The sequence below is a fragment of the Pseudomonas sp. BN415 genome (genome assembly GCF_029871195.1).
Taxonomy (GTDB): Bacteria; Pseudomonadota; Gammaproteobacteria; order Pseudomonadales; family Pseudomonadaceae; genus Metapseudomonas; species Metapseudomonas resinovorans.
On record NZ_SSOK01000065.1, the window covers coordinates 1 to 12,114 of the forward strand.

General features: G+C 64.7%; 11 protein-coding genes. 5 read left to right on the top strand and 6 right to left on the bottom strand.

What is annotated here, in order from left to right; genetic code table 11:
* Positions 1-88: 88 nt before the first annotated feature.
* Positions 89-1,384, bottom strand: coding sequence for a group II intron reverse transcriptase/maturase (gene ltrA, locus E8F20_RS23795; RefSeq protein WP_280283042.1), 1,296 nt, complete (start codon positions 1,382-1,384; stop codon positions 89-91).
* A gap of 500 nt (positions 1,385-1,884) precedes the next feature.
* The gene (locus E8F20_RS23800; RefSeq protein ID WP_280285952.1) at positions 1,885-3,570 is read right to left on the bottom strand and encodes a DEAD/DEAH box helicase; all 1,686 of its coding nucleotides are present in this window, start codon (positions 3,568-3,570) and stop codon (positions 1,885-1,887) included.
* A gap of 370 nt (positions 3,571-3,940) precedes the next feature.
* Between E8F20_RS23800 and E8F20_RS23805 the strand changes: the two genes are divergently transcribed.
* Positions 3,941-4,732 (top strand): crotonase/enoyl-CoA hydratase family protein, encoded by a 792-nt coding sequence (locus E8F20_RS23805; protein WP_280285953.1) that lies wholly within the window; start codon positions 3,941-3,943, stop codon positions 4,730-4,732.
* 22 nt (positions 4,733-4,754) lie between these two features.
* On the opposite strand, the gene E8F20_RS23810 is transcribed toward E8F20_RS23805, so the two are convergent.
* On the bottom strand, positions 4,755-5,501 hold the full coding sequence (locus E8F20_RS23810; protein ID WP_280285954.1) for a spermidine synthase: 747 nt from the start codon (positions 5,499-5,501) through the stop codon (positions 4,755-4,757).
* Between the two features lie 167 nt (positions 5,502-5,668).
* On the opposite strand from E8F20_RS23810, the gene E8F20_RS23815 reads away from it, so the two are divergent.
* The 4 genes from E8F20_RS23815 (at position 5,669) to E8F20_RS23830 (ending at position 9,936) form a co-directional block, all read left to right on the top strand.
* Positions 5,669-7,003 (top strand): NAD(P)/FAD-dependent oxidoreductase, encoded by a 1,335-nt coding sequence (locus E8F20_RS23815; protein ID WP_280285955.1) that lies wholly within the window; start codon positions 5,669-5,671, stop codon positions 7,001-7,003.
* A gap of 14 nt (positions 7,004-7,017) precedes the next feature.
* Positions 7,018-7,800 (top strand): SDR family oxidoreductase, encoded by a 783-nt coding sequence (locus E8F20_RS23820; RefSeq protein WP_280286003.1) that lies wholly within the window; start codon positions 7,018-7,020, stop codon positions 7,798-7,800.
* A complete protein-coding gene (locus E8F20_RS23825; RefSeq protein WP_280285956.1) occupies positions 7,800-8,522 on the top strand; it encodes a sulfite exporter TauE/SafE family protein in 723 nt (240 codons plus the stop codon). Before E8F20_RS23820 ends, E8F20_RS23825 begins: the two co-directional genes overlap by 1 nt.
* 64 nt (positions 8,523-8,586) lie before the next feature.
* Entirely contained in the window at positions 8,587-9,936 is a 1,350-nt protein-coding gene (locus tag E8F20_RS23830) for a 3-deoxy-7-phosphoheptulonate synthase class II (RefSeq protein WP_280285957.1), read from the top strand.
* A gap of 53 nt (positions 9,937-9,989) precedes the next feature.
* Here the strand turns inward: E8F20_RS23830 and E8F20_RS23835 are convergent, their stop codons facing one another.
* The 3 genes from E8F20_RS23835 to E8F20_RS23845 all read right to left on the bottom strand — a co-directional run bounded on the left by E8F20_RS23835 (position 9,990) and on the right by E8F20_RS23845 (position 12,048).
* A complete protein-coding gene (locus E8F20_RS23835) occupies positions 9,990-11,195 on the bottom strand; it encodes a winged helix-turn-helix domain-containing protein (protein WP_280285958.1) in 1,206 nt (401 codons plus the stop codon).
* Positions 11,196-11,236: 41 nt separating this feature from the next.
* Complete coding sequence (locus tag E8F20_RS23840) at positions 11,237-11,737, bottom strand: DUF3291 domain-containing protein (protein WP_280285959.1); 501 nt, start codon at positions 11,735-11,737, stop codon at positions 11,237-11,239.
* Between the two features lie 77 nt (positions 11,738-11,814).
* Positions 11,815-12,048 (bottom strand): DUF1127 domain-containing protein, encoded by a 234-nt coding sequence (locus E8F20_RS23845; protein ID WP_280285960.1) that lies wholly within the window; start codon positions 12,046-12,048, stop codon positions 11,815-11,817.
* Between the last annotated feature and the right edge of the window lie 66 nt (positions 12,049-12,114).

The following is a 12,114-nucleotide window of genomic DNA, read 5'->3' on the forward strand; positions in this document are numbered from 1 at the left end:
ATCGGCATAGGGGGCGGCCTTCGCAGGCCGCTCCCCTGCCACACCACCCGGCATGCGGGTCCGCACCGGGCGGTTCGAGAGATTGAGGTTAGGAGAGGCGCGGCACGCCGAGACGGTCAAAGTAGGCAATCGTCAGCACGCGGTGCACAGCGGAGAGGCTGTTATGCCACCAGCGGCGGCTCAGTGCTGCCACCGATTGCGCCACCTGGGGACTGGCTCCAAGGCGGAGTAGCTCCCGGTAGGTCGTCTTGCCATGGCGCCAGTGCTTGAGGTGAAGGGCACGCAGGCGGCGGCGTATCCACTCGTCCAGCGCTCGCCAGATTCGAGGGGTTTGTGCCAACCCGAAATACCCTTTCCATCCCAGGAGGTAGCTGCGCAGTTTCCCGGCCACATCAGCCAAACTACAGCCACCGGACCGGCGGGTCAGTTGCCTGACCCGTTGCTTGAGCGTTTCCCGCGCCTTCATCGACACCCCGCGGCGCACCTCGTCATTCGGGGCCAGCCAGAGGGCATAACCGAGGAACTTGCGGCCAAACGCACTCGCCACCGCACTCTTGCTCTCGTTGACGCTCAAGTGCAGCCGTCCATACAGACGCTTCAGCCAGGCCATCACGCGTTCACCTGCCTTTTGACTGCGGACGTAGACGTTCGCATCATCGGCGTAGCGCACGAAACAGTGGCCTCTTCGCTCCAGCTCCCGATCCACTTCGTCCAGCAGCACATTCGCCAGCAACGGCGACAGCGGGCCGCCTTGCGGCGCCCCGCAGCGGCTTTTCTCGATCACGTCAGCCTTTAGCGTTCCAGCATCCAGATAGGCGCGGACCAGCCGGATTACCGGCCGGTCCGCTATCCGTTGGCTCAAACGATCAATCAGGATGTCGTGATCGACCCGGTCGAAGAACTTCTCCAGGTCCACATCCACCACGATCCGCCGTCCTGACGCGACATAACGCTGCGCCGCGAGAATCGCGCCGTGGGCGTTACGACCCGGACGGAAACCGTAGCTGTGTTCACTGAAGGTGGGATCGAGGAGCGGCTGCAAGACTTGCAGCAGCGCTTGCTGGATCAGCCGGTCGGTGACCGTCGGAATACCCAGCTCGCGTTCGCCACCATCGGGCTTGGGAATCACCACGCGGCGTACCGGGCTGGGCCGATACGCCCCTGACAGCAGCTGATGGCGAATCCCGGCCCACTCGGTCAGCAGGTGCTCGGCCGTCTGCTCAATATCCAGACCGTCGACACCCGCCGCCCCCTTGTTAGCCTTGACTCGTTTCCAGGCGCGTTGCAGGTTGCCTCTCGCAAAGGCGCGTTGCAGCAGCCCTTGCCCTGCGCTTTCGGGATCACCTTGCGGGCGCCATGCCTCGTCGCTGACGGAGCGATTCACGGTTTCACCGCTTCTCGTCTGCGTCCGCCCCGCGTTTGGCGGGCATCTGACTTCCGGTCATGTCGCATCAAGATGGCCTCCGGCGCTCTCTCTCGTTCGGCCCTTCGTCGAAAAAAAAACTACTACTACGGCCTCTGCTGACTTCTCGCTCCGGCTGCCGCCGTCGCCCTTTCAGGCACAAGGCGAGATCTCCCCAGGTAAGGACGCAATCCTTCACCGCACAACCGCCGGATCTACGCCGCCGCCCTTTGACCACGAGGGCTTCGCGGCTTTTGGCCCGCTCGCCCTGGTCGGCATCGCCTTGTATCCGGTTCTTGTTCATCGGCTCGCGGCTTCGCTCCACGCTTCCTCCCCACACTTGGTCGCCCTCATGCAGTTGCGCTTCACTTCGTTCGCTGTGGTCAACTCACGGCGGGACTCTCACCCACAAGATTGCGCCCATGCTGGGCGCACCAAAAAAGCCCCGCAATGCGGGGCTCTCTTGTTTACGGCGACGAGCTTCAGTCTTCGCGATAGCGACGCAGCTTAAGCTGCTTACCCGCCACGCGAGTGTCCTTCAGCTTGCCCAGCAGACGCTCAAGGCCTTCTTCCGGCAGTTCGATCAGACTGAAGGTTTCGCGGATCTGGATGCGACCGATGGCCTCTCGAGCAATACCGCCCTCGTTAAGGATGGCGCCCAGCAGGTTCTTGGCGGCGATGCCGTCGCGGGTGCCCAAGGCGGTGCGGCAGCGTACGCGCCCTTCTGCCAGAGGCATGGGGGCACGGCGCTCGCGGTATTCACCACGCTCACCACGCTCACTGCGCTCACCGCCGTCACGCTCACGACGCTCGCGGGGCTGGGCGCTCGGCACCAGCGGCTGCTCACGCTCTACGTCGGCCAGGTTCAGCGCCTGGCCATTGGTGGCCCGCTGCAGCAGTGCAGCAGCCAGGGCACGCGGAGAGCAACCGATGTCGGCAACCAGACGGTCCAGCAGATCGCCGTACTTGGCGTCGGCGTCGGCCACCAGCGGGCTGAGGCTGTTGGTCAGCTTCTTGATGCGTGCGTCCAGCACTTGCTGGGCGTTGGGCAAGCGCACCTCGGCCACCTTCTGGCCGGTCACACGCTCGATCACTTGCAGCATACGGCGCTCACGCGGGGTAACCAACAGCAGCGCGCGGCCATCGCGACCGGCACGACCTGTACGACCGATACGGTGCACGTAGGATTCCGGATCGTACGGCATGTCCACGTTGAATACGTGGGTGATGCGCGGCACGTCGATACCACGGGCGGCCACGTCGGTGGCGACCACGATGTCCAGACGGCCATCCTTCAGGGACTCGATGACGCGCTCGCGCTGGTTCTGGGCGATGTCGCCGTTCAGTGCTGCGGCCTTGTAGCCCTTGGCCTCCAGCGCGCTGGCCAGGTCCAGGGTGGCCTGCTTGGTACGCACGAAAGCGATCAGCGCGTCGAATTCCTCGACTTCCAGCAGACGCAGTACAGCAGCAGTCTTCTGGTCGGCATGGACCATCAGGTGAGCCTGCTCGATGCGCGCGACGGTCTGGGTCTTGGCGGCGATCTTGACGTGCTGCGGGTTCCTCAGGTGACGCTCGGCGATCGAACGGATCGACGGCGGCAAGGTCGCGGAGAACAGCACGCTCTGGCGGCTTTCCGGGAGGGCTTCGAAGATCACTTCGAGGTCATCCATGAAGCCGAGCTTGAGCATTTCGTCCGCTTCGTCCAGCACCAGTTGCTGCACGGTAGCGAGCACTTTGTCGTCGCGACGCAGGTGGTCGCACAGACGGCCGGGGGTAGCCACGATCACCTGGGCGCCCTGGCGCAGGGCCTTGAGCTGCGGACCCATGGGCGCGCCACCGTAGACGGCGACCACGTTCAGGCCGGGCATCTGCTTGGCGTAGGTTTCAAAAGCGGTGGCGACTTGCAATGCGAGCTCGCGGGTCGGTGCCAGGATCAGCGCCTGCGGCTCTCGTTTGGCCGGATCGATACGCGACAGGATCGGCAGCGCGAAGGCTGCAGTCTTGCCGGTACCGGTCTGGGCCTGGCCAATCATGTCGTGACCGGCGAGGATCACCGGAATCGATTGGGCCTGGATGGGGGACGGCTCTTCATAGCCAACCGCAGTAATTGCGGCCAGTACATTGGGATGAATGCCGAGCGCGGCGAAAGTGCCGAGTTCCTGGGTCATGGGTCTGCCTCGTGTGCATCCGCAAAGACCCTTGTTCCATGGCTGCACATGCCGTGAAGGACCTTGTGGGTCACCCTGGCAGCCTGGTAGAGAATTTGCGTGATCGCTTTATTGGGAATGGATGAAACGTCAAGGGTAGTCCGCACGGCGGACTTGCAGCCGAAGGCAAAGCGCCTCGGGAAAAAACGCAGTACTTGATCGGGGCCGTCAGTTGGCCGGCGCGCATCATACAGGAAATTTCTGGCACGCGTGCAGCTTTTTCGGCGCTGACGTTTCCTCCCCGCCAGACGGCGCACGCCAATGGACAAGCCTGCCGAGCGGGTCTATATCCCACGTGCCCACCCGCTATTCCCACGAAGGAAAGCCATCCATGTCCACCAGCTCCGCCGGCTGCGTCAGCCGTGAAAAGCACGGCCATATCATGCTGATCGGCCTTGATCGAACGTCCAAACGCAATGCCTTCGACCAGGCGATGCTGGACGACTTGGTACTGGCCCTGGGCGAGTACGAACGGGACGACAATGTGCGCTGCGCGCTGATCTTCGCCCACGGCGAAAACTTCACCGCCGGGCTGGACCTGGCCAGTGTCGGGGACACCTTCAGGCAGGGCTGGCAGCTACCGACAGGCGCCATCGACCCCTGGGGCACCTTCGGCGGCCCACGCCTGACCAAGCCGCTGATGGTCGCGGTGCAAGGCTACTGCTACACCATCGGCATCGAACTGATGCTGGCGGCCGACATCAATCTCTGTGCCAGCAACACCCGGTTCGCCCAGATGGAAGTGCAGCGGGGCATTTTCCCGTTTGCCGGGGCCACCCTCCGCTTGCACCAGATAGCCGGCTGGGGCAATGCCATGCGCTGGCTGCTCACCGGAGACGAGTTCGATGCCCACGAGGCTTATCGCCTGGGCCTGGTCCAGGAGGTTCTGGCCAGTGAGGACTTGCTGCCCCGGGCCATCTGGCTGGCGGAACGGGTAGCTGCCCAGGCGCCTCTGGGGATCAGGGCCACCCTGGCTTCGGCCCACCAGACGCTGGATGAAGGGGAAAAGGCCGCAGCCGCAGCCCTCCCTGCCATGGCACAGCAGCTACTGAACACCGAGGATGCAAAAGAAGGTCTGCGGGCGATGCTGGAAAAGCGGGATGGGCACTTCAAGGGAAAATAGCCGACTCCGCCCGCGCGAGCGCTCAACTCGCCGGCCGCACCACGTCCAGCAGCGACTGCAGCGAATAGCCCAGGCTCGGAGCCAGGGCATCAGCCTTGGCCTTGAGCGCCTCACGATCCAGCACCTGATCCAGGTCAGCCGGCACGAAGAGCACCACGTTGCCCTCCTTCACCGGGCACTCCCAGTAATGGCGATGGAAGAGTCCGCGCAGCAGGGCTGCGCCAAGCGGTTTGCCGTCTTCCGCGGCCCACTGGTTGATCACCAGCCAGCCTCCGGGGCTGAGGCGTTTCTGGCAGGCCCCCAGGAAATTCCAGGCCAGGTGACCAACGCCTGGCCCTTGGTCGGTGTAGAGGTCGACGAAGATCAAGTCGGCAGGCTCAGTAGTACCCAGCAGCTCCAGCGCATCGCCGATACGTACGTAGAGACGCGGGTCATCGGTCAGCCCCAGGTACTCAATCGCCAGGCGCGGTACGTCCGGCCGCAGTTCGATCACTTCCACATCTTCCAGCGGCAGGAATTTCAGGCAGGCCTGGGTCAAGGTGCCGGCACCCAGGCCGAGGAACAGTGCATTCTCCGGCGCCGGATGGCACAGCGCCCCGAGCAGCATGGCACGGGTGTAATCGTACTCCAGCCAGGCGGGATCAGCCGTGAAGACGCAGCTCTGCTCGACTGCCTCACCAAATTCGAGGATGCGGTAGGGGCCGACCTCGTAAACGCGGATCACGCCGAATTCATCATGCACTTCCGCGAGCAGGCGCTCCTCGGACATCACGTCATCACTCCTTCAAGGCCGGCGCTGACAATTCGCACCAACCCGGCGCTACACCGGCGCCTATTGCCATTGAAGCCGGAGCCCGTGCTCCCGGCATAATCCAGACCGCGCGCCCCAGGGGCCGAAAATCGCATAAGAATAACAGCGCAGAGGTCGAACCCAGCATGTACGCCATCATCGGCGCCGGCCCTATGGGCCTGTGCAGCGCCCGCCAGTTGCAGAAATACGGTATTCCCTTCGTCGGCTTCGAGTTGCACGACAATGTGGGCGGACTCTGGGACATCGACAATCCCCACAGCACCATGTACGACTCGGCGCACCTGATCTCCTCCAAGCACACCACCGAGTTCAGCGAGTTCCCCATGGCCAGCGAGGTGGCGCCCTATCCGCACCACAGCGAGATGCGCCGCTACTTCCGCGACTATGCCCGGCATTTCGGTCTCGACTCGCAGTACCAGTTCAACACCCGCGTGGTGAGCCTGGAGCGCCAGACCAAGGGCTGGAAGCTGACCAGCGAGCAGAACGGCCAGACCCGCGAATGGCAGTTCGACGGTGTACTCATCGCCAACGGCACCTTGCACAAACCCAATCGTCCGCCCCTGCCCGGCCAGTTCAACGGTGAACTACTGCATTCGGCGGACTACCGTTCCCCGGCGATCTTCGAAGGCAAGCGCGTCCTGCTGGTGGGCTGCGGCAACTCGGCATGCGACATCGCCGTAGACGCCGTGCACCGTGCCCGCTCGGTGGACCTCTCGGTACGCCGCGGCTACTACTTCCTGCCCAAGTTCCTGCTGGGCCGCCCCATCGACACCTTCGGCGGCGCCATCCGCCTGCCGCGCCCGCTCAAACAGCGCCTGGATGCCGCACTGGTGCGCGCACTGATCGGCAAACCCTCCGACTACGGCCTGCCGGACCCGGATTACAAGCTGTACGAATCCCATCCGGTGGTGAACTCCCTGGTCCTGCATCACCTCGGCCATGGCGATATCAAACCGCGCCCAGACATCACTGCCGTAGATGGTCGCAGCGTGACCTTCAGCGACGGGCGCCAGGCCGAGTACGACCTGATCCTGCAGGCCACCGGCTACAAGCTTGACTACCCCTTCATCGAACGCAGCGAGCTGAACTGGCCTGAGCGCGCCGGCGCCCCGCAGCTTTACCTGAACATCTTCCATCCCGAGTACGACGACCTATTCATGATGGGCATGGTCGAAGCTTCGGGCCTGGGTTGGCAGGGCCGCGCCGAACAGGCCGAACTGGTCGCCCTGTACATTCGCCAGCATCAAGCCGGAGGCCCGGCGGCCCGATCCTTCCAGCGATTCAAGCGCGAACGCGCCGCCCTGCGCCTGGACGGCGGCTACCAGTACCTGGAGCTCGAACGCATGGCCTACTACGTACACAAGGACAGCTACCGCGCGACCGTTGCCCGGCACAGCGCCGAGCTGCGCAAGGAGCAGGCCGCCGGTGGCGATGTCATGACTGCCCACGGTATGACCTGACGCGGAGAAAGATGATGGCAGTGGTCCTGATCACCGGCGCCGCCAGCGGCCTCGGCTGGGAGCTGGCGCGCGCCAGCCACGCACACGGCAACGCCCTGCTGCTGACCGACCTAGACGCCAGCGGCTTGGCCGAACGGGTCGCCGAACTGGGCGAAGAGCGAGTCCTCGGCATAGCGGGCGACATCACGGACGGTGACGTCCATACGCAACTCGTCGAAGCGTGCCGCCAGCGCTTCGGCCGCCTTGACCTGTTGATCAACAACGCTGGAATCACCCACCGCTCACCCACCCTACGCACCGAGCCGCAAGTGCTGCGCCGGGTGATGGCGGTGGACTACCACGCACCGCTGGAACTGACCCTGGCCGCCCTGCCACTGCTGCGCGAAAGCCGTGGCCAGGTGGTTGCCATCGGCTCGATGGCGGGCTGGATGCCGGTCCTTGGACGCGCGGGTTACTGCGCCGCCAAGAGCGCCCTGACGCAGGCCTTCGAGGTGCTGCGCGCGGAAATCGCCCGTGACGGCGTGGGCCTGCTGATGGTCTATCCGAGCTTTCTCGATACCCCCATCGAGCGCAACGCCCTCGGCGGCGACGGACGCCCGGCACAACACGCGCGCTCGACCATCGGCAAGGTACGCCGCGCCGATTGGATGGCGGGCGAAATCCTCAAGGCCGTCGACCGCCGCGGCCAGAGGCTGTTCCCTGATCGCGGCAGTTGGCTCGCCAGCCTGTTGTGGCGGTTGGCACCGGCCTTCTACCACCGGCAGATGAGCCGACGCTTCGCCGGGGATCTGGGGTGATGGAAACCGCCTGGCTGGCATTGGGCGGGTTCATTCTCCTGGCCTACACACTGGAAGCCGTCACCGGCTTCGGCAGCACCATCGTCGCCCTGTCGCTGGGCGCCCTGCTGCTGCCGATCCATGATCTGCTGCCTGTGCTGGTACCGCTGAACATCCTCATGAGCGGCTTTCTCGCCTGGCGCCATCGACACCTGGTGCAGTGGCGCCTGCTGCTGGTGACCGTCCTGCCCGGCATGCTCATCGGCACGCTGGTCGGTTATGGCCTGCGGCCCTGGCTGGAGGACGGCGCGATGAAACTGGGTTTTGGTGTGCTGATCCTCTGGTTCGCCTTGCGCGAACTGCTGCGCAGCCGGCCACGGGGCCATACGCCAGGCTGGATGATCCGGCTGCAAACCGGCGCGGCGGGCATCAGCCATGGCCTGTTCGCCTCGGGCGGGCCGCTACTGGTGCATGCCCTGGCCGGCACCGAGCTGGACAAGGCGCGGCTGCGCGCCACGCTGCTGTGCGTCTGGCTCGGCCTGAACAGCCTGCTCACCCTGGCGTTCCTGCTGGACGGCAGCCTGGCCCCGGCGCTGCCCCGCGTCGCAACCTATGCGCCGTTGCTCATCCTCGGCGTGGCGGCCGGGGAGTATCTGCACAAACGCCTGGCCGAAAGGCATTTCCGCACCGCCATCCACCTGCTGCTCTGCCTCTGCGGCGCGTTGCTCTGCTACCGCGCCTAGCGCTGCTTTCGGGCCTTTCGGTTACCATGGCTCATCTACCGCAAGCAGCCGTATCGAGACCCTGATGAGCAGCCAAGAATGGAGCCCTGAAAGCTGGAGGGACAAACCCATCCAGCAACAGCCCGAGTACCCGGACGCGACGAAGCTGGCGCATGTCGAGCAGACGCTGGCGAGCTACCCGCCGCTGGTGTTCGCTGGCGAAGCGCGCGAGCTGCGCCGGCAGTTCGCCGAGGTCACCGAAGGCCGTGCCTTCCTGCTCCAGGGCGGCGATTGTGCGGAAAGTTTCGCCGAGTTCTCTGCCGCGAAGATCCGCGACACCTTCAAGGTGCTGCTGCAAATGGCCATCGTCATGACCTTCGCCGCCGGCTGCCCGGTGGTGAAGGTGGGCCGCATGGCTGGCCAGTTCGCCAAGCCGCGCTCCTCCGGCAACGAAACCCAGGGCGACATCACCCTGCCCGCCTACCGGGGCGATATCGTCAACGGCATCGGCTTCGACGCTGCCAGCCGCATACCGGACCCGGAACGCCTGCTGCAGGCCTATCACCAGGCCACCGCCACCCTCAACCTGCTGCGCGCCTTCGCCCAGGGCGGTTTCGCCGACGTGCACCAAGTGCATCAGTGGAACCTCGACTTCATCGCCAACTCGGCACTGACCGAAAAGTACAGCCAACTGGCGGGTCGCATCGACGAATCCCTGGCTTTCATGCGTGCCTGCGGCCTGGACAGCGCGCCGCAACTGCGTGAAGCCAGCTTCTTCACCGCCCACGAAGCCCTGCTGCTGAACTACGAACAAGCCTTTGTGCGCCGCGACAGCCTCACCGGCAGCTGGTACGACTGCTCCGCGCACATGCTCTGGATCGGCGACCGCACCCGCCAGCTGGATGGGGCCCATGTGGAGTTCCTGCGTGGCGTCGGCAACCCCATCGGGGTCAAGGTCGGACCGAGCATGGACAGCGAAGAGCTGATCCGCCTGGTCGACACCCTCAACCCGGACAACGACCCCGGCCGCCTCAACCTGATCGTGCGCATGGGCGCAGAAAAGGTCGGCGAGCACCTGCCGCGCCTGATCCGCACCATCGAACGTGAAGGCCGCAAAGTGCTTTGGAGCTCCGACCCCATGCACGGCAACACCATCAAGGCCTCCAGCGGCTACAAGACCCGCGACTTCGCCAGCATCCTCGGCGAGGTGAAGCAGTTCTTCGATGTGCACCAGGCCGAAGGCAGCCACGCTGGCGGCATCCATATCGAAATGACCGGGCAGAACGTCACCGAATGCATCGGCGGTGCTCGCCCCATCACCGAAGACGGCCTCTCCGACCGCTACCACACCCACTGCGACCCGCGCCTGAACGCGGACCAGTCCCTGGAACTGGCCTTCCTCATCGCCGAGACGCTGAAGCAGATACGCCGCTAGGACTGCGCTTTTCCTGTTGGGGGCCAATTCATTCGCCCCCAACAGGAAACAGATCACGCCAGGCGGGCCTGCAGCCGCACGGTACCCGGCCGGCGGCAGGTCACTGCCACCTCGCCTAGCCCCAGCCACCTCGCCATCTCCTGCAGATTGTCTGCCAACGCCTGCATGCCGGCCTCATTGAGGCCGTGCACTTCCTCGTGCAGGGCATGCACCGCCAGGCGGTCCTGGGCGCGCTCGGCGCGCAGGTCGACACGCGCGGCCAGGCGCTCGTCATGCAGGAACGGCAATACGTAATAGCCATACTGGCGCTTGTGCTGCGGCGTGTAGATTTCCAGGCGGTAGCGGAAGTCGAACAGGCGCTCGGTACGCGCCCGCTCCCAAATCAGCGAATCGAAGGGCGACAGCAGCGTGCTGGCCCTGACCCTGCGAGGCACCTTGGGTTCACCCAGGCAGTAGGCGGGCTGCTTCCAGCCATCGACCCGCGCCAGATGCAGTTCGCCCTCCTCCACCAGTTCGGCCAGCCGAGCCTGGCTATCGCCGGTATCCAGCCGGTAGTAGTCCCGCAGGTCACGCTCGGTGGCCACGCCGAGCGCCTGGGCAGCACGCAGCAACAACTGACGCTGGGCATCGGCTTCAGGCATCTCCGGCTGGTTCAGGATGTCGGCGGGGATCACCCGCTCCGGCAAGTCGTAGAGGCGCTCGAAACCTCGACGCCCGGCCACCGTCACTTCTCCGGCAGCGAACAGCCATTCCATCGCATGCTTTTCCGCGCTCCAGTCCCACCAGGGCCCGGCGCGCTCCTCACGGGTACTCAGCGCACCGGCGCCCAACGCACCTTGCTCACGCACCGCCTGCAGCACGCGCTGGATCACCCCCTGTTGCTCGGAGCCAAAGCGCGCCAGTTGCTGATAGATGCCCTGCCCCCTGGCCGCCCGGCCCATGCGCCAACGCATCAGCGGATAGAGCTCCAGCGGCAACAGCGAGGCCTCATGGCCCCAGTACTCGAACAACGCCCGGCGCCGGGGCTTGCCCCAGGCCAGGTCGTCCAGCAGCTCACGGTCATAGTGTCCCAGGCGGGAAAAGGCTGGCAGGTAATGAGACCGCACCAAGGCGTTTACCGAGTCGATCTGCACCACCCCAAGCGCGTCCAGTTGTGCCCGCAGTTGCCGATGACGAATGGCGCCGCGTGGCGCACGAGCGAAACCCTGTGCCGCCAGGGCCAGGCGACGAGCTTCGGGAAGGGAAAGACTCAGGGTCATAGGGCTCCGTGCCGGTAGGGGAACAACGCTTCACAGTAGCATCAGCCTGCCTGGCTTTCGCACTCCAACTCGAAGGGTGCAAAGGGTACGGACTGATCCGGGGCGAGGAAGGTCTGGCGGAAGGTGAAGGCTTCCGGCGTGGGGCCTGCGTCGCGCAACTGTGCCAGGCGTTGAGCGGCCTCGTGAACATCGGGTCTATGCCCCTTTGGCACCCACCAGAGCACCTGATGCGCGCTGGAAACCCGCTCGAACCACTCCTTGCGCCGGCGCAGCATCTCGACATGAGCGGAGCGGTAGACGAAATCGGTAAGGCTGGCCACATCCCGCCAAACCGAGAGATTGACCAGCACCTCAGGGCCGAAGGGCTGGATTGCGGTGGCATCGCCCTCCTCGTCCTGCAGCCGCCAGACGAAGCCCGGGGCACGGTCGGCCAGGGCGTTTACCGGCTCCAGGTTGGCGACGAAATCAGCCATAACCGGAGAGTCCAGAGGCGCCTTCATCGTAGCGATGTTCAATTGGGCCAGTTCATGGGTATTCGACATGGGTTCGTTCCCTTGAGTCCATCGGTATGGATCGCGGCCCGCCCTGCGCTTCACCGGTGGCGGACCGCCTCTGTATTTCACTTCTTCAGTGGGTCTTCCCAGAAGTGACGCTCGCTTTCTTCCATCACATCGGCGCGGGACAGCCCGATGTCCTTGAGCATCTCGTCGCTCATCCGTGATAGCTGTTCACGCTCATATGCCAGTTGCTCCCAGCGTCTGACCTTATGCCAGGCAGCGGCGAGCCAGCTTTCCCGATGAGGCTCGAAACGAGCGTGTTGCGACGTGCCGATAAAACCGTGTTGACCTTTCATCTTGGTGCCCTCCCAGTGGGGATGGCGCCAGTGTCCACTCGGGCCTAAGATCAATCCAACGAATGT